20 protein-coding genes are annotated in these 23,781 nt (G+C 71.0%); 11 read left to right on the top strand and 9 right to left on the bottom strand.

The features are described from left to right. The first annotated feature begins 58 nt into the window (after nt 1-58). Entirely contained in the window at nt 59-934 is an 876-nt protein-coding gene (locus KOI35_RS38245) for a hypothetical protein (protein WP_215793912.1), read from the top strand. Here KOI35_RS38245 and KOI35_RS38240 read toward each other — a convergent pair. Then, on the bottom strand, nt 931-2,103 hold the full coding sequence (locus KOI35_RS38240; RefSeq protein WP_215793910.1) for a dipeptidase: 1,173 nt from the start codon (nt 2,101-2,103) through the stop codon (nt 931-933). The genes KOI35_RS38245 and KOI35_RS38240 overlap by 4 nt on opposite strands. 160 nt (nt 2,104-2,263) lie before the next feature. Between KOI35_RS38240 and KOI35_RS38235 the strand changes: the two genes are divergently transcribed. Together KOI35_RS38235 and KOI35_RS38230 are read left to right on the top strand one after the other, a co-directional pair. Further along, complete coding sequence (locus tag KOI35_RS38235) at nt 2,264-3,769, top strand: CBM96 family carbohydrate-binding protein (RefSeq protein WP_215793908.1); 1,506 nt, start codon at nt 2,264-2,266, stop codon at nt 3,767-3,769. Nucleotides 3,770-4,034: 265 nt separating this feature from the next. Beyond that, entirely contained in the window at nt 4,035-6,653 is a 2,619-nt protein-coding gene (locus KOI35_RS38230; protein ID WP_215793906.1) for a putative bifunctional diguanylate cyclase/phosphodiesterase, read from the top strand. A gap of 66 nt (nt 6,654-6,719) precedes the next feature. Here the strand turns inward: KOI35_RS38230 and KOI35_RS38225 are convergent, their stop codons facing one another. Continuing rightward, nucleotides 6,720-7,667: a phosphotransferase enzyme family protein gene (locus KOI35_RS38225; protein WP_215793904.1), complete on the bottom strand. Its 948-nt coding sequence runs from the start codon at nt 7,665-7,667 to the stop codon at nt 6,720-6,722. 61 nt (nt 7,668-7,728) lie between these two features. Between KOI35_RS38225 and KOI35_RS38220 the strand changes: the two genes are divergently transcribed. Then, complete coding sequence (locus tag KOI35_RS38220; protein ID WP_215793902.1) at nt 7,729-7,977, top strand: hypothetical protein; 249 nt, start codon at nt 7,729-7,731, stop codon at nt 7,975-7,977. 60 nt (nt 7,978-8,037) lie between these two features. On the opposite strand, the gene KOI35_RS38215 is transcribed toward KOI35_RS38220, so the two are convergent. Both KOI35_RS38215 and KOI35_RS38210 read right to left on the bottom strand, forming a co-directional pair. Beyond that, entirely contained in the window at nt 8,038-10,035 is a 1,998-nt protein-coding gene (locus tag KOI35_RS38215) for a glycosyltransferase family 39 protein (RefSeq protein WP_246614436.1), read from the bottom strand. A gap of 56 nt (nt 10,036-10,091) precedes the next feature. Beyond that, on the bottom strand, nt 10,092-10,904 hold the full coding sequence (locus tag KOI35_RS38210) for an SDR family NAD(P)-dependent oxidoreductase (RefSeq protein ID WP_215793900.1): 813 nt from the start codon (nt 10,902-10,904) through the stop codon (nt 10,092-10,094). Between the two features lie 94 nt (nt 10,905-10,998). Here KOI35_RS38210 and KOI35_RS38205 point away from each other — a divergent pair, with 94 nt between their 5' ends. From KOI35_RS38205 to KOI35_RS38190, 4 genes are all read left to right on the top strand, one after another. Continuing rightward, on the top strand, nt 10,999-11,586 hold the full coding sequence (locus KOI35_RS38205; protein ID WP_215793897.1) for a TetR/AcrR family transcriptional regulator: 588 nt from the start codon (nt 10,999-11,001) through the stop codon (nt 11,584-11,586). 56 nt (nt 11,587-11,642) lie between these two features. After that, complete coding sequence (gene pgi, locus KOI35_RS38200; protein ID WP_215793895.1) at nt 11,643-13,280, top strand: glucose-6-phosphate isomerase; 1,638 nt, start codon at nt 11,643-11,645, stop codon at nt 13,278-13,280. Nucleotides 13,281-13,312: 32 nt separating this feature from the next. Further along, nucleotides 13,313-14,428, top strand: coding sequence for a winged helix DNA-binding domain-containing protein (locus KOI35_RS38195; RefSeq protein WP_215793893.1), 1,116 nt, complete (start codon nt 13,313-13,315; stop codon nt 14,426-14,428). Nucleotides 14,429-14,492: 64 nt separating this feature from the next. Beyond that, the gene (locus tag KOI35_RS38190; RefSeq protein WP_215793891.1) at nt 14,493-15,845 is read left to right on the top strand and encodes a carbohydrate-binding protein; all 1,353 of its coding nucleotides are present in this window, start codon (nt 14,493-14,495) and stop codon (nt 15,843-15,845) included. A gap of 84 nt (nt 15,846-15,929) precedes the next feature. Here the strand turns inward: KOI35_RS38190 and KOI35_RS38185 are convergent, their stop codons facing one another. Both KOI35_RS38185 and KOI35_RS38180 read right to left on the bottom strand, forming a co-directional pair. Continuing rightward, nucleotides 15,930-17,021 (bottom strand): NADAR family protein, encoded by a 1,092-nt coding sequence (locus tag KOI35_RS38185; protein ID WP_215793888.1) that lies wholly within the window; start codon nt 17,019-17,021, stop codon nt 15,930-15,932. 10 nt (nt 17,022-17,031) lie between these two features. Continuing rightward, nucleotides 17,032-17,967 (bottom strand): FAD-dependent oxidoreductase, encoded by a 936-nt coding sequence (locus KOI35_RS38180; RefSeq protein ID WP_215793886.1) that lies wholly within the window; start codon nt 17,965-17,967, stop codon nt 17,032-17,034. Nucleotides 17,968-18,050: 83 nt separating this feature from the next. On the opposite strand from KOI35_RS38180, the gene KOI35_RS38175 reads away from it, so the two are divergent. Beyond that, nucleotides 18,051-18,815: a maleylpyruvate isomerase family mycothiol-dependent enzyme gene (locus tag KOI35_RS38175; protein ID WP_215793884.1), complete on the top strand. Its 765-nt coding sequence runs from the start codon at nt 18,051-18,053 to the stop codon at nt 18,813-18,815. Here KOI35_RS38175 and KOI35_RS38170 read toward each other — a convergent pair. Continuing rightward, a complete protein-coding gene (locus KOI35_RS38170; RefSeq protein ID WP_215793881.1) occupies nt 18,812-19,771 on the bottom strand; it encodes an FAD-dependent oxidoreductase in 960 nt (319 codons plus the stop codon). The genes KOI35_RS38175 and KOI35_RS38170 overlap by 4 nt on opposite strands. A 274-nt stretch (nt 19,772-20,045) precedes the next feature. On the opposite strand from KOI35_RS38170, the gene KOI35_RS38165 reads away from it, so the two are divergent. Together KOI35_RS38165 and KOI35_RS38160 are read left to right on the top strand one after the other, a co-directional pair. Then, nucleotides 20,046-20,981 (top strand): SCO2521 family protein, encoded by a 936-nt coding sequence (locus KOI35_RS38165; RefSeq protein WP_215793879.1) that lies wholly within the window; start codon nt 20,046-20,048, stop codon nt 20,979-20,981. Next, nucleotides 20,981-21,937 carry a DUF6879 family protein gene (locus tag KOI35_RS38160; protein WP_215793877.1) on the top strand — a complete coding sequence of 319 codons (957 nt, stop codon included), beginning with the start codon at nt 20,981-20,983 and terminating at the stop codon, nt 21,935-21,937. The genes KOI35_RS38165 and KOI35_RS38160 overlap by 1 nt, the downstream gene beginning before the upstream one ends. Here KOI35_RS38160 and KOI35_RS38155 read toward each other — a convergent pair. Next, nucleotides 21,922-22,869, bottom strand: a complete 948-nt coding sequence (locus KOI35_RS38155; RefSeq protein WP_215793875.1) for an SCO2522 family protein — start codon at nt 22,867-22,869, stop codon at nt 21,922-21,924. The genes KOI35_RS38160 and KOI35_RS38155 overlap by 16 nt on opposite strands. After that, nucleotides 22,866-23,780, bottom strand: a complete 915-nt coding sequence (locus KOI35_RS38150; RefSeq protein ID WP_215793873.1) for an SCO2523 family variant P-loop protein — start codon at nt 23,778-23,780, stop codon at nt 22,866-22,868. Before KOI35_RS38150 ends, KOI35_RS38155 begins: the two co-directional genes overlap by 4 nt. Nucleotide 23,781: the final 1 nt, after the last annotated feature.

The raw sequence follows: 23,781 nt of genomic DNA, 5'->3' as shown, positions 1-23,781 counted from the left end.
GCTCCGCGAAAAACGTTGTTCTTGAGGACTGACGCAACGGCGTGGTAAGCCGATCCACATGAGACTGCTCAGCAAGGTCGCGGCCGCGGTTCTCCTGCTTGTCACGATGCCGGGCACGGCGGCCCACGCGGCCGGGCCGGTGCCGGGCGGGCGCCTGCTCTACCTCCAGTTCGACGGGTCCACCGGGGATCAGGGGCGGCTGCTCAGTTCCAAGCTCGACGGGTCGGGGCTGGTCGACTATCAGCGGGCGATGTCGCTCTACTCGTACCCGGACTACTCGCCGGACGGGCGGCAGATCGCCTACGTGGAGTCGTACGAATTCCATGCCATGAGCGCCGGCGGCACCGGGGACCGGGTGCTGGTCGGGGCGCCGTGCGGGCCGGCCTGGCCGCGCTGGTCGCCGGACGGGAAGTGGATCGCCGCCGAGTCGTGCGGTGACATCTGGAAGGTCAGCTCGCGGGGCTACGAGTCGGGGTGGGCCGACGTCACCGGCGCGTACGACTACAACGATCTCACCGTGTCGTGGGCGCCGGGCAGCAAGCGGTTCGCCGTCGGCACCTATCCGGGCGTGCAGATCTTCCGGGCCGACGGCTCGTCGCAGCGGACCCTGACCGACCTGGCCGACGCGTACCGGGTGGCCTGGAACCCGGACGGTGTCACCCTCGCCGTCGAGGCCCACAACGACCTGTGGCTGGTCGACACGGTCACCGGCCGGGCCCGTCAGGTGACCGACACGCCGGACGTGGTGGAGTTCGCCCCGCTGTGGTCGCCCGACGGGCGGTGGCTCGTCTACGGGCGCGGCCCGGGTGAGTTCAACCCTGACTTCCCCGGCTACTCCACCGCCCCCGAGATCTGGATGATGAACCGCACCGGCAAGGGCCAGCACGACACCGGCCTCGACGGCGTCCCGACCAGCTGGCGCAAGCGTGCCTAGGAAGGCCGGGGCCAGAGTGGCTCCTGCGCCAGCCGCTCCGTCTCGCGCAGCACGCGCAGGATGTTGCGTGAGGCCAGCTTGCCCAGGTCGTCGGCGGACCAGCCGCGGCCGGACAGTTCGGTGAACAGCAGCGGGTAACCCGAGACGTCGCCCATGCCCTCGGGCAGGTCCGTGGTGCCGTCGTAGTCGCCGCCCAGGCCGATGTGGTCGACGCCGGCCACGTCGCGGGCGTGTTCCACATGGTCGGCGACGTGGGCCACGGTCACCGGCGGGCGTGGGTTCGCCGCCACCCAGGACGCGAACCCGGGCACGGTCAACGGGTCGGGGTCGGGCCAGTCGGGCATCGTCGCCGGGTCCTCGGCCGGGCGCGGGGCGCGCGGCCAGTCGGCCGGGCGCGGCGGCGGACCGAGGCGCTCCCATTCGGCCTCGGCGGCGACCATCCAGGCGCGGTACTCGGCGGTCAGGAACGGGGCGACGAAGGTCAGCTGGATGACGCCACCGTTGTCGCGCAGCCGGGCCAGCACGTCGTCGGGCACGTTGCGCGGATGGTCGTGCAGGGCCCGTACGCCGGAATGGCTGAAGATCACCGGGGCGAACGCCGTGTCGAGGGCGGCGTGCATCGTCACCGGCGCCACGTGCGAGAGGTCCACGAGAACACCGATGCGCTGCATCTCGCGGACGATCGCCCGTCCGTCGTCGTTGAGGCCGGCCACGGCGGGCGGGCGCACGGCGGAGTCGGCCCACGAGGTGTTCTCGTTGTGGGTCAGCGTCACGTAGCGCACCCCGAGCCGCGCGAACGCCCGCAGCACCCCGAGCGAGGTGGCCAGGCTGTGCCCGCCCTCGATGCCGATCAGCGAGGCGATCCGCCCGCTCTGAAAAGCCCGCTCGACGTCGTCGGCGCTGCAGGCGATGGCCAGGTCGTCCGGATGGGCGGCGACCATCCGGTAGACCGCGTCGATCTGCTCCATCGTCGCCACCACCGCCTCGGGCTCGCCGAGGTCGCCGGGCACGTAGACCGACCAGAACTGGCCCCCGACCCCGCCCGCCCGCAGCCGCGGGATGTCCGTCTGCAGTTCGGGGCGCGGCTCGTCGAGGCCCTCGACCCGGTATCCGTAGCGTCCGCGCAGCTGCATGGGCAGGTCGTTGTGCCCGTCGATGATCGGTTCCATGAGAACTGGCCTACCCGGGAAAAGCACCGAAAAGCAAGACTTGAGGAAAACGGCCCCCGCAACCTGATCGCACCGTCGCGGGCACTGGACGCGCACCGCGGACCCCGGAATCTCTTCTCATGCCCGGCCGACAACGGCCGGACAGAACGGGGGAGAGAAGATGCGTAAGCAGTTCTCGGTGCTGACCGCGGTGCTCGCCGGTGCCACCGGCATGGCGGCGATCGCGAGCCCGGCCCACGCCGCCGGCACGATCAAGATCGCCGCGGGCGACGACACCTACGTGTCGAGCGCCCGTACCTCGGTCGCCTTCGGTGGCGAGACCAAGCTGGTCGCCGGGGTCATCGGCAAGGAGATCAAGACCTCGTTCCTCAAGTTCGCCGTCCCGGCCGGCACCAAGGTCGCCGGGGCCCGCCTGATCCTGACCACGCAGGCCGCGTCGGCCAGCACTGTCTCGATCCGCCAGGTCGCCAGCACCGGCTGGACCGAGGGCAAGCTCACCGCCGCCACCGCCCCGGCGCTCGGCGCGGTCGTCTCCAGCGCCGTCCCCGGCGCGACGCTGATCGCCGACCTGGGCAAGATCGTCAAGGGCCCGGGCACGTACTCGTTCGCGCTGTCCTCGACCGGTGCCGCCGTGCGCTTCAACTCGGCCGAGGCCAAGTCCGGCGCCCCGGTCCTCGAGGTCACCACGGACACGGATGTGTCGCCGCCGGTGCCCGCGACGGACTACAAGAACTGCACCACCGGTGCCAACCTCGTCCCGTCGTGCGGCGTGCTCTGGGGCGCCGCCGCGGGTGGCTTCACCACCGCCCCGCGCGACCAGGCCCTCAAGGACTGGGAGAAGCTCAGCGGCCGCACCTCGACGATCTTCCACACCTACCACAAGGGTGACGAGCTCTTCCCGACCAAGGCCGAGATCGCGATGACGAACGACGCGGCCGCCCCCCGGGTGCTCCTGACCAACTGGAAGATCGCGTACGGCTCGACGTGGGCCAAGGTTGCCCAGGGCCAGCAGGACAAGCGCATCGATGCGTTCGCCGCGCGCGCCAAGGCGTACGGGAAGAAGTTCTTCCTGGTTCTCAACCACGAGCCCGAGAACGACGTCGTCGCCACGGCCGGCTCCGGCATGACGGCCAAGGACTTCGCCGCGATGTACCGCCACACGATCCTGCGCCTGCGCGCCCAGGGCGTCACCAACGTCGTCAACGTCATGGCCTACATGGGCAACGAGAAGTGGATGGCCCAGAGCTGGTGGAAGGACCTGTACCCCGGTGACGACGTCGTCGACTGGATGGGTCTGGACTCGTACGTGAGCGTCGAGGCCGGCTACTACCACTACGGCAAGTTCAACGACCTGCTCGACCGCGCCCCGACCGGCGGCGGCACCAACTGGTACGACTGGGCGACCAAGCAGCACGCGGCCAAGCCGATCATGATCGCCGAGTGGGGTGCCTACCACCGCGTCGGCAAGACCACCGACAAGTCCGCCGTCTACAACAGCGTCCTGCCCGAGCTGGCCAAGCGCCCGGCGATCAAGGCGATCGTGTACTTCGACACGAAGAAGGACGACGAGGGCGACCGCGACATCAGCATCGACAGCACGCAGTCGGCGCTGGCCGCGTTCAAGAAGCTGGCCGCCGACCCGATCTTCAAGGTGAAGCTGGGCTGACCGGTGCCCCTGGGGCTCCGGACACCTGATGTTCATCTGCGTTGGGCTTCCCGTCGTCGCGAATTTCCGTAGCGTTAACGCTCGGCAGTAGCGAGATCGACTCCAGGGAGGCTCCGCCATGGCCAAGAAGTCGAAGAAGGACAAGAAGAAAGACAAGAAGAACAAGAAGAAGAAGTGATCTGAGCGGCGGCGGTCTTTCCCGTACGGGGGAGGCCGCCGTCGCCGTTTCCTCAGGTGGCCGCCCGCCGACCCGATTCTGCAGAGCATGACGGTCCCGCTGCTCGTGCTGGCCGCGGCCGCCGTGCTGGCCGCCACAGCCGGCCACCTGACGATCAACGTGATCACCGCACTGACCGCTCTCGCCGCCGCCGTCGCGGCCGCCCGGGTGGTCCGCCGGCGCGACGGGGGAACCCGGACCGCCTGGATCGGGCTCGGCACCGGTGCCCTGGCCGGTTCGGTGGGAGTCTTCGCCGGTGGACCGGTCCGCGGCTTCGGCCACGTCGCGCTGGTCACGATCGTCACCGTCTGCCTGTTCGTCGTCCCGAAACCCCGGCAGTCCCGGCTCGCTCAGGTCCGCAGTGCCGTCGACGCCCTGCTGGTCGCGGTGTCGCTGCTGATGACCAGCTGGCACCTGGTGGTGCTGCCGGCCGAGGAGGCGGGCCGGCTCAGCCTGATCGCCGCGCCGATGGCCGACGTCGTGCTGGGCACCGTCGCGATCGCCGCCCTCGCCCGCTGGCACCGCGGCTACCGCGGCTCGTCCACGCTCGTCCTGATCAGCTTGGGCCTGCTGCTGCTGGCCGTCACCGACAGCGTCGCCGTGGGCCTGATCGTCGGCGACGCCTGGCGGTGGATGTCGCTGCCGTCCGCCGGTCAGTTCGCCGCCTTCGCGTTCCTGCTGATCGCGGCGCTGCGGGCGGCGGCCATGAACCGCGTCGACGAGGAGCCGGACGCCGAGACCCAGGCCCGCCGCCGGACGCCGAGCCTGCTGCTGCCCTACCTGGCCGTGCTCGGCGCCGTGGTCTCGGGCACCGTGTGGCTGGCCGCCGGGCACACCAGTTCGGCCGTCTTCACCTGGTGCCGGTTCCTGTCCATCGCGCTCATCGTGCTGCGCGAGGTGATCCTCGTGCTCGACAACCGTCAGCTGGCCCGCCGGCTCGAGGAGCGGGTCACCGGCCGGACGGCCGATCTCGCCACCTCCGAGCAGCGGTTCCGCGCGCTGGTCGACCAGAGCTCGGACTCGCTGGCGATCCTCGAGGCCGACTCGACCGTGCGCTACCAGAGCTCGTCGATCGAGCGCCTCTACGGCTTCCCGGCCGCCGCCATCGTCGGCCGGCGTCTGGTCGACGTCGTGGGAGGGCGGTCCGGACCGATCATCCAGGCGGCCCTGGACGAGGCCCTCGAACGCCCCGGTGGCATCACGACGATCCACGTGACGCTGCCGCATCAGGACGGCACCTGGCGGCTGTCCGAGATGACGGTCACCAACCTGATGGACGACCCGTACGTGCAGGGACTCGTGTTCAACACCCGCGACATCAGCGACGCCCAGCACCTGCAGGACCAGCTGCGCCACGACGCCTACCACGACGGGCTGACCGGGCTGGTCAACCGCGCGCTGTTCCGCGAACAGCTGGCCGCGGCGGCCACCCGCAACCCGGTGGCGGTGCTCTTCCTCGACCTCGACGGGTTCAAGGAGGTCAACGACAGCCTCGGGCACGCGGCCGGCGACCAGCTGCTGGTGCGGGTGGCCGAACGGCTGCTCCAGGCCGTGCCCGCCCCGCACGTCGTGGCCCGCCTGGGCGGCGACGAGTTCGCCGTCATGGTCGAGTCGCCCGACGCCCACGCCGACGCCGAAGCCCTCGCCGCCCGGATCCTCGGCCGCCTCGACGAGCCGATCGAACTCGACGGCCGCGAACTGCACGTCGGCGCGGGCATCGGCATCGCCGCGGCCCCGGCCGACGGCGACATCGAGCAGCTCCAGCGCAACGCCGACCTGGCCATGTACAAGGCCAAGGAGGCGGGCGGCGGCGTCTACGCGACGTACGACCCGGCCATGCACGACGCGCTGGTGCAGCGCCTCGAGCTCGCCGACGACCTGCGCCGGGCCCTCGACCGCGACGAGTTCGTGCTGCACTACCAGCCCACGGTCGACCTGGCCACAGGCGAGATCATCGGCTTCGAGGCCCTGGTGCGCTGGCAGCACCCGACCCGCGGCATGGTGCCGCCGCTCGACTTCATCCCGATCGCCGAGTCGACCGGCCTGATCGTGCCGATCGGCCGCTGGGTGATGGCCGAGGCGTGCCGGCAGGCGGTGGCCTGGGGCCGCCCGCTCAAGATGGCCGTCAACGTGTCGGTGCGCCAGTTCGAGGCGGGCGACCTGGCCGCCACGGTGGCGTCGGTGCTGGCCGAGACCGGCATGCCGGCCGATCAGCTGTGCCTCGAGATGACCGAGAGCGTGCTGCTGACCGACACCGACGAGAACCTGGCCCGCATCGTCAGCCTCAAGGCCCTCGGCGTCATGCTGGCCATGGACGACTTCGGCACCGGCTACTCGTCCCTGGCCTACCTGCGCCGCTTCCCGATGGACGTCCTCAAGATCGACCGCAGCTTCATCGACCGCCTCGACCACGAGGGCGACCCGCTGGTCGACACGATCATCCGCCTCGGGCACCGCTTCGGCATGACCACGGTCGCCGAGGGCATCGAGAACGAGGCCCAGCTGGCCGCCCTGCGCATGATGGGCTGCGACTTCGCCCAGGGGTATCTCCTCTCGCGGCCGCTGCCGTCCGCCGCCGCGGGCGAACTGCTCAAGACCGGACTTGCGGTAGGTGCGTCACTTACGCCGCTTTTCCCGTACGCCTTGTCGACTCCACAAACGCACTAGCGCCGCTTCCCGAGGCTCGCCCGGCTGAGTGCGACCCCGGGCGGTCACGCCCGACCGGCTGGGCGGTCAGAGCCTCCCGGCCGCCAGCCGGCTCGACGCGGACGGCCCCCACCCGGTCGGGTCGTCTCCCGCCGGCACCATCGCCAGGGCTTGCCAGAGCAACAGCACGTCGAGCCAGCTCTCCTCATCCGGGGTCAGCGGGCACACGTCCCGATAGCCGGCCACGAACTCGGCGTGGACCTCGACCGGCACCGGACCCCAGTCGTGATAGCGGGTGCCGAGCAGGATCGCCGCGCGGGCCAGCTCGATGAGCCGGTGCTCGGGCTGGGCCTCCTCGAGGTCGAGGACCGCGGCCACCCGGTCGCCCGCCATCAGCACGTTCGCCGAGCGGAAGTCGTAGTGGACGAGCTGGCGGCCCGGCAGATCGGGGAGCTCCGGCCGGGCCTCCGCGGGCAGATGTCCGCCCTGCGCGACCCGCTGGGCCAGCGGCGCGCCCACCCGGTCCGGGCCGGGCAGCCGGTCCGCGTCCGGGTATTTCGCGAGCGCCTCCTGCAACCGGGCCAGCATCGCACCGGCCGCCCGCACCTGAGCCGGGTCGCCGGTGTCGAGCAGTTCGCCCTCGATCACCCGTTGCAGGCCCACGGAGACGCCACCGGACTCGGCCTGCAGGCGACCGTCGAGGGTGGGAACGGGGGCCGAGACCGGCAGCCCGTGATCGTCCAGCCAGGCGGTGAGGCGGGCCACCTCGGCCAGGCGGGCGAACCGGTCCGGTACGACCGACCACTTCGCGAGCATCCGGCCGGATGGCGTGTGCACCCAGGCGAGGGCGTTGCCGCTGCTCATGACGATCCGCTCGCACGCGTCGACCCGGATGCCCCACAGCTCGTCCAGCGTGTCCGTCACCCAGCGGGTGGCCGCGCCGGGGTCGTCGAAGCCGAACCGCTGGTCGAGAGCCTGGCCCGGGTCGTCCCGCTCCCACAACATCTCCAGCACAGGTTCGCTCATGCGGCGCATTGCATCACGGGCCGGCCAGCCCGGCCCCGGTGGACGTGAGGGGGGCTTCTACCCTGGTGCGGTGACTGACCTGGACGAGACCCTGATCGCCACCTACTACCTGACCAGCGTCGATGAGGTGACCGAGCACTTGCGCGCGGCCAACCAGCTCGGCCTCGGGGTGCGGGTGCGCAGCTATCTGGAAGCCGAGGACGAGGGCGAGACGTTGACCGAGCACTGGGAGGTCGAGCTGCTGACCGGCTCCCCGGTGCAGGAGGACGAGCCCGCCGCCGATGAGCCCGCGGCCCCGGCCGAGCAGCCCGTCTACTGAGCGACACGACGAAGCCCCGCGTCCCGGTGACCGGGGCGCGGGGCTTTGTTGCCGGCCGGACTAACTCGCCGTCTGGGTGAGGTCGTAGACGGTGGAGCTGCCGACCGTGGTGGCCGTGTAGTGGGCCGCGACCCAGGTGGCGATCTGGCCGGCGTCGGTGGACGAACCGCCCTGACCGCCGCCGCCCATGCCGCCACCCGAGATGTAGTAGTGGATCTGGCCGGCCGCCACGTAGGCCTGGAACTCGGTTAGCGTGGGGGAGGGGTCGCTGCCGTTCCAGCCGCCCAGGGCGATCACCGAGGTGCCGGTGGCCAGCTCCAGCGAGGCGGCCGAGGTGGCGCCGCTGATCGCGGCCGACCACTTGGTCGTGCTCGCCTCGAGCAGAGTGTTCAGCTCGGTGTTGGAGGACTCGCCGCCCGGGCCGCCGTTGCCCGGGCCGCTGGAAGAGGCCGACCCCGACGTGGCGTTCCCGGATGACGTGTCCGTCGAACTCGTGCTGGTCGAGGAGTTGGATGGGCCGCCCGAAGAAGCGTCGTCCCCACCGTTGCGGTTGAAGCCGCCTGCCCCCGTACCTCCGCCGCCGAAGGCGCTGCCCATGCCGCCGGCCGACGACGGCCCGGAGCTCGGAATGGACCCGGTGTGGGCGACCGTGGCCGTCGCCCCGGCGTAGGCCGCGCCACTCGCCCCGGCCGACAGGATGGCCGCGGTCAGCGCAACCACCGCGAGCTTGCGCAGCGGCATCAGCATCGCCAGCGCGAGAACGGCGCCGAGCACGAGCGAACCCCAGCGCAGGGCGGGAAGCCAGTCGGTGCGGCCGAGCAGCACCCAGCCCCAGACCGCGGTGGACAGGATCATCGCGGCCAGCACCAGGCGAGCCCACAGCGACGAGCGGTAGAGCCACATCACGCGGCCGCCGATGCCGATCAGCGCGGCGATGCCGGGGGCCAGCGCGACGGTGTAGTACGGGTGGATCGTGCCGCTCATGTAGGAGAACGTCAGGCCGGTGACGAGCACCCAGCCGCCCCACATGATCATGGCGGCCCGGGCCCGGTCGGTGCGCGGGCTGGTCCAGGTCGCGGCGAGCACGGCGACCAGGGCGATCAGCGCGGCCGGGAGCAGCCACGAGATCTCCAGGCCCATCGAGCTGCCGAACAAGCGGCCGATGCCGGTGGCGCCGCCGAAGCCGGTGTTGCCGCCACCCCCGCCACCGCCGTTGCCGGATCCGCCCAGGATGCGGCCGAGGCCGTTGTAGCCGAGGGCCAGTTCCCACAGGGTGTTGTTGGTCGAGCCGGCGATGTACGGGCGGGACGAGGCCGGCCACAGCGACACCAGGGCGACGTACCAGCCGGCCGAGACGATCAGCGCCAGGCCGGCGATCAGCAGGTCACGGATCCGCCGGCCGAGCCCGGTCGGCGCGGCGATCAGGTAGACCAGCGCGAACGCGGGCAGCACCAGGAACGCCTGCATCATCTTGGTCAGGAAGCCGAACCCGAGCAGGACGCCGGTCAGCGCGAGCCACTTCCACGAGGCCTTCTCGACGGCTCGTACGGTCGTGTAGGCCGCGGCCGTCATCAGCAGCACGAGCAGCGCGTCGGGGTTGTCGTAGCGGAACATCAGCACGGCCACCGGGGTGAGCGCCAGCGCCGCCCCCGCGACCAGGCCGGCCGCGGTGCCGAACCAGCGCTTGACCGCGGCGTACAGGAACCACACGCTGGCCACGCCCATCAGCGCCTGCGGAGCCAGGATGGCCCAGCTGTTCACGCCGAAGATGCGCGCGGACAGGCCCATCACCCACATGGCGGCCGGCGGTTTGTCGACGGTGATGGCGTTGCCCGCGTCGAGCGAGCCGAACAGCCACGCCTTCCAGCTCTGCGCGCCGGCCTGCGCGGCGGCGGCGTAGAAGCTGTTGCCCCAGCCGCTCGCGCTCAGGTCCCACAGATAGAGCACCGCCGTGCCGAGCAGCAGGACGAGGATCGGCCATCGGCGGTCTTTTCGTACGGCCGGAGCCACGTGCCGGGGCTGCGAGGCGGCCGCGGGCCGTTCCATCAGGGTCGTCATGGCAGCTACGTTCGGCTGTGCCCCTACGGCCGCTCTGTGCCCTTGCTGTGCGCGTTCTATGAGGTGAGGGTCTCAGCGGCGCGGTACAGCTCCTCCTCGCGGGCCTCGTCGTAGGACTCGGCGGAACTCTTCGTGACGGTCGATCGGTCGATGTAGCTGCCGCTCGGCCCGGCGATCGTCTTCGTCGCCGCGGCGGCCAGTTGATCTCCCGCGCCGGCCGGCGTGTTGACCCCCGGGAACAGCGGGAACACGCGGCGGAAGAGCACGTTGCCGATCCGGTCGGCGCGGACCAGTCCGGTGCCCGGGGTGAAGGACGGGTTCCAGGTGTACGCGTCGACGCCGCGCCGGGCCAGGGCGTGCACCAGGTAGAGGACGCCGAGCTTGCTGGTCGAGTAGGCGCCGCGCCCCTTCATCGCCGGGTTGGGCCGGGCCAGCTGCTCGGGGGTGGTCCAGGTGGGTGCGGGCACCAGTCCGAGGTTGTGCCGCAGGTCGCCGAAGTGGGCGTCGCTGCCGGTGATGACGACGCGGGCCCGGTCGGTCAGCGGCACGAGGCGCAGCAGCAGGTGGTGGGCGAGCACGTTGACCGCGAACGTCGTCTCGTAGCCGTCGGCGGTCGGGGTGGTCGCGTCGGTCATCTGGATGCCGGCGTTGCCCACGTAGCCGTCGAGCGGCTCGGTGATCTGGGCCGCGGCCTTGCGCAGGCTGTCGAGTGAGGTCAGATCGGCGTGCAGGACGGTCGTGCGGGGCAGGGCGGGCTGTTCGCCGCGGGCCATGACGATCAGCCGCAGTCCGGGGTCGTCGTCGAGCATGCGCTGGGCGGCGTGCAGGCCGATGCCGCGGCTGGCGCCGTTCATCAGGATCGTGGGCATGAGTTCCTCCTGGGTCCGAGTCCGTGCCGGTACCGAGTACGTTTTGGTACTCAGTACCGTACGGGACTTGGTTCCAATCCGCTAGGGTGGGGGCATGACACTCCGCGAGCTCAAGCAGCAGCGGGCCCGCGAGCACATCGTCGGAGCGGCGTTCGCGCTGTTCGAGGAGCGCGGGTTCGCCCAGGTGTCGGTCACCGACATCGCGTCCCGGGCCCTGGTCGGCCGCACCACGTTCTTCCGCTACTTCGGCGACAAGCAGGAGGTGCTCTTCGCCGACGAGGAGCGCCTGGTCTCCGAGTTCGGCACGGCCGGTGACGGCGACCCGGCGTCCGCCCCGCATGATCTGCGCGAGGCGCTGATCCAGCTCTGGCACCTGGCCAGCGACAAGCGCGACATCATCATCGGCGACCCGACGATGTTCGCCGTACGGCAACGCCTGATCGCGACCGTGCCCGAGTTGCAGGACCGCTCCGGCCGCAAGATGCAGCGCATCGCCGAGGCCCTCGAGGGCGCGTTGCGCAGCCGGGGCGCCGAACCGGAGCTCGCCCTGCTGGCCTCGCAGATCGGGATCGCCTGTTTCCGCGTGGCGCTGCAGACGGCGGGGGAGGATCCGGAGAAGGTGATGCCCGCGATGGAACGCGTCGTTCGCCAAGTGATCTCCACGGCGTCGCCGTCGGCCTAGCGCGTTTCGTGCCAGGATGGGGACGAGAGTCCGGGTTCGAGGAAGAGACTGGGGCAATGAGCGAACACGTTTCCGACAGCACCGAGTGGCAGACGCTGCAGGGCCAGGCCGAGAAGTTCGGCGCCGTGCACCTGCGCGACCTCTTCGGCAGCGACCCGAAACGCGGTGAGCGCCTGACCGCGCAGGTCGCCGATCTCACCGTCGACTACAGCAAGAACCTGGTCACCGACGAGGTGCTGACCGCCCTGCTGGCCCTGGCCGACCGGGCCGGGCTGCGCGAGCGGATCGGTGCCATGTTCGCCGGCGAGCACATCAACGTGACCGAGGACCGCGCGGTGCTGCACACCGCCCTGCGCCTGCCGCGCGACGCCAACCTGGTGGTCGACGGGCAGGACGTGGTGGCCGAGGTGCACGAGGTGCTCGACCGGATGGGCGCCTTCAGCGACAAGGTGCGCTCGGGCGAGTGGACCGGGCACACCGGTCAGCGCATCAAGACCGTCGTCAACATCGGGATCGGTGGCTCCGACCTCGGCCCCGTGATGGCGTACGAGGCGCTCAAGGCCTTCAAATCGCCCGACATCGAGTGCCGGTTCATCTCCAACATCGACCCCACCGACCTGTACGAGAAGACCCACGACCTCGACCCGGCGACCACGCTTTTCATCGTCTGCTCGAAGACGTTCGGCACCCAGGAGACCCTGACCAACGCGACCGAGGCCCGCAACTGGCTCCTCGCGGGTCTGGGCGACGGGGCCGGCGCCGACGCGGTGGCCAAGCACTTCGTGGCGGTCAGCACCAACGCCGACCGGGTGTCCGGCTTCGGCATCGACACCGCCAACATGTTCGGCTTCTGGGACTGGGTGGGCGGCCGCTACTCGCTGCCCTCGGCGGTCGGCCTGTCCGTGATGATCGCGGTCGGCAAGGAGCACTTCGCCGACATGCTGGCCGGCTACCACACGGTCGACGAGCACTTCCGCACCCAGCCGCTCGAGTCGAACGTCCCGGCGCTGCTCGGCCTGCTCAACGTCTGGTACGACACCTTCCTGGGCGCCCAGTCGCACGCGATCCTGCCGTACTCGCAATATCTGCACCGCTTCGCCGCTTACCTCCAGCAGCTCACGATGGAGAGCAACGGCAAGTCCGTACGCCTCGACGGCTCCCCGGCGAGCTTCCAGACCGGCGAGGTCTTCTGGGGCGAGCCCGGCACCAACGGGCAGCACGCCTTCTACCAGCTGATCCACCAGGGCACCAAGATGATCCCGGCCGACTTCATCGGGTTCAGCAAGCCCAACCACGACATCGGCGAGATGCACGACCTGTTCATGTCGAACTTCTTCGCCCAGACCGGCGCGCTGGCCTTCGGCCGCTCGATCGACCAGGTGCTGGCCGAGGGCACCTCGCCCGAGATCGCGCCGCACCGCGTCATGCAGGGCAACCACCCGACCACCACGATCATCGCCGAGTCGCTGACGCCGGCCGTGCTCGGTCAGCTGATCGCCCTGTACGAGCACATCACGTTCACCCAGGGCACGATCTGGCAGATCAACTCGTTCGACCAGTGGGGTGTCGAGCTCGGCAAGGTGATGGCCAACCAGCTGGCGCCCAAGCTGACCTCGTCGTCGGCCCCGGCGCAGGACGACGACTCGTCGACCAACGCGCTGATCAAGCTGTACCGGTCGCAGCGCGGCCGCTGATTTTTGTCGTACCCGGGCTCTAGGGTCGTCGCATGGACAAAGCGGCGGCCCTGGGCCTGCGGATGACCAGCCTGCTGCTGCGCGGCAACGCGCCGGGCTCGGTCGCGGGCATCGTCGAGTGGTTCGGGGCGATGCAGGCGCAGGATGTGAACAGCGGCCTGTGGTCGCTGGGCTGCCGGCTGCCCGGGTCCACCCTCGCTGACGTCAACGCGGCTCTTGAGGACAAATCCGTTCTCCGTACGTGGCCCATGCGCGGGACGGTCCACTTCGTCCCCTCGGCCGACGTGCACTGGATGCTCGAGCTGATGGGTGTGCGGGCGCTCGCCGGTGCGAACAAGCGACGCGAGACGCTCGGGCTCGACGAGGCGACGGTCGATCGCGCGGTCGACATTCTCGGCGACGCCCTCAAGGGCGGGCGGCTCACCCGGGCCGAGTGCCTGGCCGCGATCACCGACGGCGGCGTCGAGGTCACCGGGCAGCGGGGCTATCACCTGCTCTGGTATTCCGCCCAGCGCGGCGTCACGGCCATCGCGCCCCATGTCGGCAAGGAGCAGACGTTCGTGCTGCTCGACGAGTGGGTGCCGGCGCCGAATCGGCCCGCGCGCGAGGAGGCGCTGGGCATCATCGCGTTGCGCTACTTCCGCAGTCACGGGCCGGCGACGCTGAAGGACTTCGTCGGCTGGACCGGCCTCACCGTCACCGACTGCCGGGCCGGCATCGCCGAGAACGGCGACGCCCTGGCCACGGTCGACGTCGACGGCACGCCGATGTTCGCGGCGACCGCACTCCTCGACGGCGCGACGCCCGACATCGCGGCGGCGGGTGGCACTGAGGCTGCGGCGGGTGGGAGTGACGGGTGGCTCGCGCTTCCGGGGTTCGACGAATTCATGCTGGGCTACAAAGACCGCTCGCTGATGACGGACAACGTCGACGCGATTGTGCCCGGCGGCAACGGGGTGTTCCGGTCGACGCTCGTGCAGCGGGGGCGGGTGCGCGCGACCTGGACCCGTACGCTCACCGCCAAGGGCGTCACCGTGACCGTCGAGCCATTGACCAGCTTCACCAAGAAAGATCGCGACGCGGCCGCGAAAGCCCTGGACCCGTACGCGGCCTATCTCGGTTTGCCGCTAACTGTTAAGAACCCTTGATATTTATAGATGTGAACTCCATGATGTGCGTAACGCAGGTCACATGCGCACTGAGGGAGTCGCCATGGGTGTTCGTCGGAGATTGGTGGCGCTGTCCGCAGCGCTCGGAGTGGCGGCCGGCGGACTCGCCGTCGCCGTGATCACCGGCGGGGGCACGGCCTCCGCGGCGGTGACGTGCGCGGGCACATTCTGGGTCGAGGGCCGCACCTACACCGCCGGCCAGCAGGTCGCCTACAACTCGCGTAACTACCAGGCGCTCGTGACGCACACCGCCTATCCGGGCGCGGGCTGGAACCCGGCCGCCACGCCGTCACTGTGGACCGACCTCGGCGCCTGCACCGGCCAGCCCACCACTCCGCCGCCCGGCACGACCCCGCCGACCACCCGCCCTCCGACGACCCCGCCCGCCACCACTCCGCCGCCCACGACGACTCCGCCCACCACCCCGCCCACCACCCCGCCTGTCGGGTGTGCCGTTCGCGGTAAGCCCGCGGGCAAGGTGCTGCAGGGCTACTGGGAGAACTGGGACGGCGCCTCCAACGGCGTGCACCCGGGCATGGGCTGGATTCCGATGAACGACAGCCGGATCAGCCAGCACGGCTACAACGTGCTGATGGCGGCCTTCCCGGTGATCCGCTCGGACGGCACGGTGCTGTGGGAGAACGGCATGGACGCCGGCGTGCGGGTGCCGACCACGACCGAGATCTGCGCGGCCAAGCAGCAGGGCGCGACCATCCTGATGTCGATCGGCGGCGCGACCGCGGGCATCGACCTGAGCTCGAGCGCCGTCGCCGACCGGTTCGTGACGACCATCGTGCCGATCCTCAAGCAGTACAGCTTCGACGGCATCGACATCGACATCGAGACCGGCCTGACCGGCAGCGGCAACATCAACCAGCTGTCGACCTCGCAGGCCAACCTGATCCGCATCATCGACGGCGTGCTGGCTGCCATGCCGTCCAACTTCGGCCTGACCATGGCCCCCGAGACCGCCTACGTCACCGGCGGCAGCGTCACCTACGGCTCGATCTGGGGCTCGTACCTGCCGATCATCAAGAAGTACCTGGACAACGGCCGGCTGTGGTGGCTGAACATGCAGTACTACAACGGCTCGATGTACGGCTGCTCCGGCGACTCGTACGGCGCGGGCACCGTGCAGGGCTTCACCGTCCAGACGCAGTGCCTGGCCAACGGGCTGACCATCCAGGGCACGACGATCCGGATCCCGTACGACAAGCAGGTCCCCGGTCTGCCCGCCCAGCCCGGTGCCGGTGGCGGCTACATGACCCCGGCCCTGGTCACGCAGGCCTACAACAGCGTCCCGAACATCAAGGGCCTGATGACCTGGTCGATCAACTGGGACGGCTCGAAGGGCTGGACCTTCGGCGACAACGTGAAGCGCCTGCAGGGCCGCTGACCGGCCCGGGCGTGTCCCGCGCGATCCGCCGGACACGCCCGGCCAGGCCGGGCCGGCTCCGCCAAGCCGGCCCGGCCCCAGCCCTCACGTGAGCTCGGAACGGACCAGCTCCAGCAGACGGCCCAGCCAGTTGGTGCCGGTGGAGCTCCAGAAGCTCGAACTCCAGTCGACGTAGAGCAGGCGGTCGTCGCCGGTGGCGATCAGTTCGCGGGCCAGCTCGGGGTGTTGCTCGAACTTGCCGCGCAGCAGTGCGGCCATCACCCCGAGCCGGACCGCGGGCCAGTCGTCGCGGCGGGGTGCCTCCTGGCCCAGGCGGCGGGCGTCCAGCCCGCGACCGGCGGCGGCGATCCGGTCGTGCCACGCGCCGTCCGACGTGGACAGTGCCCAGTAGGCGTGCATGACCGTGGGGTACTCCCGGCCGTCGTGCACGACCGGAGCCGGATAGTCGATCTGCAGGACCTCGGGACCGGGCGGTGACGGCCAGCCGTTCGGATATACGTGCCCGCCCACCCGCCGGGGCATCGTCGTCTGCGGACCGTCGGCCTCGTCCCGCTCCCGCGACTCGGCCACCGCCCGCTCACCGCGGCGGAAGTATTCCAGCGCCCACTCCCGCGTCTCGGCCGTCACCGTGAGCGTGCTCCCCGGCCGCCGGGCCGGGATCTCCTCGCCCAGTTCGGCGAGCAGCACCCGCACCGGCACGTCGTTGTGGTCCATGTCGCCGAGCATGTAGATCCGCCGGTGTTCGGGAACTGCGTGGTAACGCGACCGCACGAGCGCCAGGCCGTCCGGGGCCGGGTCGGCGGCGTAGGCGTCCAGTGCTTCGCGGCACCGTCCGGCCGAGTCGGGGCGGTCGTTGAGCCGGTCCACCTCGTCGGCCAGGTCGGCGAGCACCTGCTCGGGCGTCCGGAACGATTCCAGCCACGCCGAACCCGTGGCCGTGTCGCTGACGGTGACCGGGGAACCTGCGGGCGGGGCCAGGGTCAGGGTGCCGTCGTCGAGCGCGGCCCGCAGCCCGTCGAAATCCGTGGTCTGCCAACGCCAGACGACCACCCCGTCGGCGAAGACGCCGAGCGTCGTCAGCAGGTAGCGGTCGTCGTCGCGGACGAAGATCAGGCGTTGACGGCCGCGGACGACCTCGTCCTCGACGGCGCGCCAGGTCGGTGTGGTGTCCGGCATGCGGGCGAGCCTATCGATCTTGTGCTATCTCCCGGGCCAGGGCGACGACGTCGGTGGCGCAGCCCCACGACAGGGTGATCCCGGCGCCGCCGTGGCCGTAGTTGTGGATGATCGAGCCGTCGCGTTCGAGCCGGACGGTCGGGCGGATCGGGCGGAAGCCGACCCGGTGGCCGAGTACTTCGGCGTCGCGCACCTCGGGGCGTACGGCCGCACACCGGTCGATGATCCGCCTCGCCATCAGCGGGTCGATCCCGGGGGACTCGTCGCCCGCGATGGTGCAGCCGCCCAGCAGCAGGCGGTCGCCCTGGGGGAGCAGGTAGGCCAGTTCGGGATCGTCGGTCATCTCCACGAAGAACTCCTCGACGCCCGGGTTGGCCACCACCACGATCTGCCCCCGGCTCGCGGCCAGGGTGTCGTCCCCGGTCAGGGCCCGTGCGCCGAGCCCGGTGCAGTTGACCACCACCGGGGCGTCGGCCAGCCCGTCCTCGAGCCGGGTCAGCCGCCCGCGGATCAGTTCGCCGCCGGTCGCCTCGTAGCGTTTGAGCAGCCACTGCAGGTAGACCGGCATGTCGATGACGGGCGCACGGAAGCGCCACCCGGACGCCCAGCCGTCCGGCAGGTCGCCCGGCCCGGCCGCGGTCGCGCCGTGCACCCACGGCGCCGCTGACGTCGGAACGCGGGACGCCTCGACCCCGGTCAGCATCCGGACGCCCGCACCGGCGTCGCCGGCCAGATCGGTGAAGATCCGCAGGCCCTCGTCGCCCCACCGTGGCACCTCGGGGTGGTCGACGTAGGCCGGGCCCCAGATGGCCCCGGCCGCGGCCGAGGTGGTGTCGAGCGGCATCTCGGCGGCCACGATCCGCACCTGGAAGCCGGCCTCGGCCAGCCGGATCCCGCTGGTGAGCCCGGACACCCCGGCCCCGGCGACAAGCACGTCAGGTTTCATGGAGCCACGGTATGTCACCGATGAGTTCGGGCGCCCCGGCCGGTCTGAGCCGGTACCAGCACCGAAACGGAGAGGGCAACGCGATGAGCGAGCTGAAGCCGGACCAGGCCCGTCGGGCGATCGTCGAGCACACCCGGTGGCTGGCCGGGTCCGCCGCCCAGGCCGGGCCGGACGCCGCTGTGCCGACCGCGCCCGACTGGACCGTCCGGCAACTCGTCGAGCACCTGGGTCAGACCCAGCACTGGGTCGCCGAGATGGCCGAACGGCAGATCACCGACCCCACTCAGCTGCCGACCGAGGTCGTGGCCCTCCCGGCCGACCCGGGCGAGTGGGCGGCCTGGCTGGACCGGTCGGCCCGACGGGTGGTGGCGGCGCTCGCCGACGAGGTGCCGTTGTGGAACGCGGCCGGCGACGGGCGTACGGGAGTCGAATTCTGGCGCTCCAGCATGCTCAACGAGGCCGTCGTGCACGGTTTCGACGGCGAGAACGCGGCCGGTCGGCCCCCGGGCGTCGACCCGGATGTGGCCGCCGCGCTGATCACCAACCACTTCCGGATGCTCACCTCGCCGACGTGGGCGATGCAGGTGCCGAAATCGGCCGAGGCGTTGCGGGGCAGCGGGCAGACCCTGCTGTGGCGGGCCACCGACTCCGGCGACGCCTGGTTCGTCGAGCGCGGTCCGGACGGGGCGACCTGGCAGCCCGGCGTCCGGACGGCCGACGCCACGGTGAGCGGCCCGGCCGGATCGCTGCTGCTGATCCTGACCCGGCGGCTGCCCCTCACCGGAGAGACCGGCGACGTGTCCGTTGTGAGGCACTGGCTGGACAACACGGCCCACGTGGCCGGCTAGAGCCCCAGCACGATCTCGGTGGCGTCGTCGGCGCAGCCCCACGACAGGCTCACGCCGGCCCCGCTGTGCCCGTAGTTGTGGATCAGGTGCCGGTCGCCGAGGTCCTCGTGCTCGAGGCGCACCTCGGGACGCGACGGCCGGATGCCGGTGCGGTGGCCGACGATCTCGGCGTCGCGGATCGCCGGGAAGATCAGGCTGCACCGCTGCACGATGTCCGCGGCGATCTGCGCGTCCGGCACCGGGTCGGCCTCGCCCTTCTCGGCGCTGCCGCCCAGCAGCAGCGTGTCGCCCTGGGGCAGCAGGTAGGTCATCTCGCCGAGCTCGTCGGTGTACTCGGCGAAGAATTCGGTCAACCCCGGGTTCCGTACGGCCACCAGCTGCCCCCGGATCGGCTGGACCGACGGATCGGGCACCAGCTCGCGCGCCCCCACCCCGCTGCAGTTGACCACGATCGGGGCGTCGGCGAACGCGTCGTCCAGGCTGCGCAGCCGCGGGCCGAACACCAGCTCGCCGCCCGCCGTGATCAGCCGGCGCTGGAGTTCGTGCAGGTAGGCGGGCATGTCGATGATCGGGGCGGTGTAGTGCCAGCCGAACACGAAGCCCGGGGGCAGGTCGCCCGGCTCGCAGACGCGGAAACCGGGCAGGCCGACCGCCCAGTCGGGAACCGAGATGGGGACGCGGGAGGCCTCGACGCCGTCGATGACGCGTACGCCGGGAAAGCCCTGCTGTTCCAGCTCGACGAAGACGTCGTAGGAGCGGGCGGCCCACTGCGACACGCGCGGATGCTGGGCGTAGATCGGGTCCCAGATGGCACCGGCGGCCGCCGAATGGCTCTCCCACGGCTCCTGCTCGGCCCTGATGCGCACACGGCGGCCGCTCTCGGCGAGGCGCACGCCGGTGGTCAGGCCGGAGACACCGGCGCCGACGACGAGCACATCGGGTCGGTCGGAGGTCACCTCACTCAAGCTAACGGCGATCGATCTGTCGGATAGCGAACGCGAGGATTTCTCCGGCGAGTGCGGATTTCGCGCCCGTGCCTTGTCACCCCACTTCGGGGGTGGTAGGCACAAACACTCACCGTTTGTGAGCGATCACCGTCGGTATTGCAATCCGCCGACCTTTGCGTTCCAATCGAACCGCTGACGTCAAGCGGCCCGGGGGCGCGCCGCTGGGGAGCAGGTGCGTACTCTCCCCAGGCTTCCGCGCCGTCGACATTGGGGGGTCCCAGACGTGCTCATCGTGGGTGAGGTCCACACCGGCCTGCTTCGTGGTCGTGGACCGTTGAGCGCGACCGGCGCCGCGATGCTGGTCGACCTGGTGGCGGGCGAGCCGGTGCTGCGGCTCGAGCGTCCCCGGGCGTACGTGCGGTCGCCGGAACGACCGGTCGGGGTGGACTGCCCGCTCGGGGTGCCCGCCGCCGCGCGTCAGGTCCGCGGTATCGGCACCGTCCTGCAGCGGGCCGCGATCACCGGTGGCCATGTCGTGCAGGGCACGGCCTGGGCCACCCTGACGCCCGCCGACGGCAGCGCCCGGCGCCCGTGGTCGCACTACCTGGCCCGCCCGGGCGTGATCGAGACCGTCGGCCGGGCCCGTACGGGCGAGGTGGCCGACGCGTTCGCCGCCGCCGCCCGCGACCCGGCTGCCCTCGACCTCGGTGACATCGCCGGCCGTGCGTCCGATGTGGTGCAGAGCGCCGTCCCGGCCGACGGACGCCCCCGCGAACGCCTGCGCCTGCCCCGCACCCGGCTGCGCTTCGTGGTCGAGGAGGCCGCGAGCACCGGTCCGCCCCGGTTCGCGGTCCACGGCGACCAGCTGCGGGTGCTGCGCGTGACGCTGCCCGCCGGAGCCGATCCGCGGCTGCTGGTGGCCTTCGGCGAAGACCTGGCCCTGCACGACTGGCTGCTCACCTCGGTGCTCGGGATCGTCGAACGGGCCGAGATCGGGGTGCTTCCGTTCGGCGAGTCGTTGCGCCGGCTCCGGCCCGCGGTCGACCACCTGCTGCACCTGTGGCTGCCCGGCCGGCGTGACGGTGACGTGGCCCGCGAGTTGTGGGCGGCGGTGGAACGGCAGGACGCGCTGAGCGACCAGTGGCGGCTGCTGCGCGACCGGATCCGCGACCAGGTCGCGCTGGCCGCGGTCGAAGCGCTCGCGGGGGAGCCGGCGTGATGAGTGTCGCGCGCCAGGTCGGCGAGGGCTCCGGTGTCGTGCGGACGGCTCTGGTCACCATCGTCACCGGTGGAACCACCTTCCTGATCACCAATGGCCTGGACCAGCCGCAGGCCGTCTGCATCACGCTCTCGGTGCTGATCGGCGGGATCGTGCTGATGGTGCGGTTCCTGGTCGAGTTCGAGAAGCGGCTGGCCGCCGTCGAGAAGCTCGAGCGGGACGGCATGGACGACATGAAGAAGCTGGTCGGCGACGCCTTCGCCAAGATCAACGAGGCGACCGAGCTGTTCGGGTCGGTCGAGGCGTCGGCTCTGCAGACCGACCTGGTGACCCAGCTCGTCCGCAACTCGACCACGATCTCACCGGACTCGCCGCCGATCGTCTACCAGTTCGTGCAGGCCAAGATCAAGGAGACGTCGGACTTCCTCAAGCAGCTGTCCGAGGGCGGCACCGTCACCTACTACGGCGAGGACCGCGACTGGCTGCTCGGCCTCACCCGGCACGCCACCCTGAGCGTCGACGCGATCAGCCTGGCCGCGGTCGACCACGACCTGTGGCGCAGCGAGATCGGTCAGCGCTATCTGGACGCGCAGCGCCGGGCGGCGCGGGCCGGCAAACGGGTGCGGCGCATCTTCGTGCTCGACAATCCCGAGATGGAGCGGGATCCGGAACTGCGCCGGGCGTACGAGGAACAACGCCAGATGTCGATCGACGTGCGCCTGCTCGACCGGTCCGCGGTGCACACCCCGCTGCAGGTCCAGTTGCGCGACCTGATCGTCTTCGACGACATCCTGGCCTACGAGACCACCCCGACGATCAGCGATCCGCAGCTGGCCCAGGTGGCCGAGACCCGGCTGGTGCTCAACGACGCGCGGGTCAAGGAGTGCGCGCAGCTGTTCCGCGAGCTGTGGGACATCTCGCGCGAGCTACGGACCGAGGCTCAGAGGAACGCGTAGGCGATCCGCCCGACCGTCTCGTCGGGCAGGTCGAACCCCTCACCCCGGGCCCGGGTGCGCACCTGGGCGGCGGCGGCCGGGTCGATGGCGACGTTGCCCAGGATCGTCCGCACGGCCAGCTCGATCGGCAGGAACCGGGAGTCGATGGCCGAGAACGTCCGGTACGCCCGCATCGGCGCCGCCTGCGGGTTGAGCTTCACCACGGCGGGCATCAGCTCCCACTCGGCCGGCAGCTCGGCCGGTGTGGCCGGTTGCGGCTCGGCGACCGGGCGGCCCAGATGGCGCAGCAGGCCGAGCCGCTGCAGTTGCCAGACCGCGGCCAGGAACGGGCACGACCACTGGCGGCTGCCGTCGGGCCGATCGCTCCACAGCTCGAGGTCGACGAAGATCGAGTGGTTCTGCACGGCACTCTGCCGGGGCGGTTGCCACTGGCGGGGCGCGGCCATGGCCGAGGCCGACGTGCCGGGGGAGCGCTCGCCGTTGGTCAGCCAGCCGCTCACCGCCGCGGCCGGGCGCCCGTTGGCTCCCTCGGCCGGTTCGTCGACCAGGTGCTCCTGCACCAGCCGGGCCACGTCGATGGTGCCGGCCCGGGCACACCCCGACTCGCGGGCCACGTAGTCGATCGTCAGCCCGGCCTTCCCGGCCGCCGTCACGAGCATGGTGACGACCTCGCGCGGCGTCGAGAACCGGGTGAAGTAGTCGTCGATCAGGAAGCAGGTGCTGATCCGGGGGCGGCCCTTGACCACCGCGTCGTGGGCCTGGCGGATCGCGGTCTCGGCCCACGGGCGTACGCGAAGGAACTGCTCCTGAAGTCGCCCCTCGCCCTCGGCGAAGTCTTCCATGTAGAGGTGACCGAGCTCGACGGACAGGTGCGAGAGCGCGACCGAACGGCTCGGCGTCGGCGCGGCCTCGAGATCGTCGGCGGTCGTCACAGACCGACCCACGCGTTCACGTCGACGATCTTCTTGGACAGCTCCTCGAAGGCGGCCACGGTCCGCTCGTTGGCCGTGCGGTGCAGCCACACGTCGTCGTTGGAGATCAGCTGCTCCTGCCACTGCAGGACGGGATCGAGCGGCACCTCGCCGATCATGTTGAGCCGGCCGACCCCGAGCCGGGACGCGAGATCCTGCAGCCGCCGGTTGCACACGTCGAGCCAGGCCAGCTGCTCGGGCCGCAGACCGGCCTGATCGGGCGACGACGGGTCGAGCACCGCCGTCCGCACGAAGCGGATCGACTCGCGCAGCTCCTCGGCGTCGTGACCCCGCTGGCTGCCGGTCTCGATGATGCCGTGCCGGCCGTAGACAAGGTTGCCGGCCGCGATGATGTGCTGCCGGGTCCACCGGTGGAACACCAGCCAGCGCGCCTCGACGTCGCGCAGCGCCTGGTGCCGGGTCGCCTCGAGCACGATCTCGGTCGCGTACGACCGGCCCGCGCTCAGATCGATCAGGATCAGGTGGTACTCCTCGTCGAGCCGCTGCAGCAGCGTGACGCAGCGCTCGACCACCCCGGGGGCCGAGCTGAACTCGCCCCGCCCGGCGTCACCCGGCAGCAGCGTCAGCCGTCCCGCACCGGCCGGGCGGTTGCGCAGCGCCTCCCGCTGCGAGTCGGCCCACACGTTGATCCGCCGCTCGGGCGTGCCGTCGAGCAGATAGCTGTGCAGGCCGCCCTCCTCGACCCCGGCCAGCGCCTCGGGCAGGTCGAAGATGGCCCCCGACGTGGGCGAGCCGAAGTCGAAGTCGAGATAGCACGCGTCGTAGCCCTGCAGCGCGTGCCGGTAGGCCAGGTTGCTGCTGGTCACCGAGCGGCCGGTGCCACCCTTGTCGGATGTCGCGAAGATGATCAAA

This window comes from Paractinoplanes bogorensis (assembly GCF_018829635.1).
In the GTDB taxonomy this organism is placed as follows: Bacteria; Actinomycetota; Actinomycetes; order Mycobacteriales; family Micromonosporaceae; genus Actinoplanes; species Actinoplanes bogorensis.
The sequence above is the reverse complement of the archived record's forward strand: the minus strand, read 5'-3'. Positions and strand labels throughout refer to the sequence as shown.

Excerpts from the sequence above, each read along its gene's own strand:
- KOI35_RS38245 (WP_215793912.1), top strand. The coding sequence starts at position 59 with ATGAGACTGCTCAGCAAGGTCGCGGCCGCGGTTCTCCTGCTTGTCACG.
- KOI35_RS38240 (WP_215793910.1), bottom strand. The coding sequence starts at position 2,103 with ATGGAACCGATCATCGACGGGCACAACGACCTGCCCATGCAGCTGCGC.
- KOI35_RS38235 (WP_215793908.1), top strand. The coding sequence starts at position 2,264 with ATGCGTAAGCAGTTCTCGGTGCTGACCGCGGTGCTCGCCGGTGCCACC.
- KOI35_RS38230 (WP_215793906.1), top strand. The coding sequence starts at position 4,035 with ATGACGGTCCCGCTGCTCGTGCTGGCCGCGGCCGCCGTGCTGGCCGCC.
- KOI35_RS38225 (WP_215793904.1), bottom strand. The coding sequence starts at position 7,667 with ATGCGCCGCATGAGCGAACCTGTGCTGGAGATGTTGTGGGAGCGGGAC.
- KOI35_RS38215 (WP_246614436.1), bottom strand. The coding sequence starts at position 10,035 with ATGACGACCCTGATGGAACGGCCCGCGGCCGCCTCGCAGCCCCGGCAC.
- KOI35_RS38210 (WP_215793900.1), bottom strand. The coding sequence starts at position 10,904 with ATGCCCACGATCCTGATGAACGGCGCCAGCCGCGGCATCGGCCTGCAC.
- KOI35_RS38205 (WP_215793897.1), top strand. The coding sequence starts at position 10,999 with ATGACACTCCGCGAGCTCAAGCAGCAGCGGGCCCGCGAGCACATCGTC.
- pgi (WP_215793895.1), top strand. The coding sequence starts at position 11,643 with ATGAGCGAACACGTTTCCGACAGCACCGAGTGGCAGACGCTGCAGGGC.
- KOI35_RS38195 (WP_215793893.1), top strand. The coding sequence starts at position 13,313 with ATGGACAAAGCGGCGGCCCTGGGCCTGCGGATGACCAGCCTGCTGCTG.
- KOI35_RS38190 (WP_215793891.1), top strand. The coding sequence starts at position 14,493 with ATGGGTGTTCGTCGGAGATTGGTGGCGCTGTCCGCAGCGCTCGGAGTG.
- KOI35_RS38185 (WP_215793888.1), bottom strand. The coding sequence starts at position 17,021 with ATGCCGGACACCACACCGACCTGGCGCGCCGTCGAGGACGAGGTCGTC.
- KOI35_RS38180 (WP_215793886.1), bottom strand. The coding sequence starts at position 17,967 with ATGAAACCTGACGTGCTTGTCGCCGGGGCCGGGGTGTCCGGGCTCACC.
- KOI35_RS38175 (WP_215793884.1), top strand. The coding sequence starts at position 18,051 with ATGAGCGAGCTGAAGCCGGACCAGGCCCGTCGGGCGATCGTCGAGCAC.
- KOI35_RS38160 (WP_215793877.1), top strand. The coding sequence starts at position 20,981 with ATGAGTGTCGCGCGCCAGGTCGGCGAGGGCTCCGGTGTCGTGCGGACG.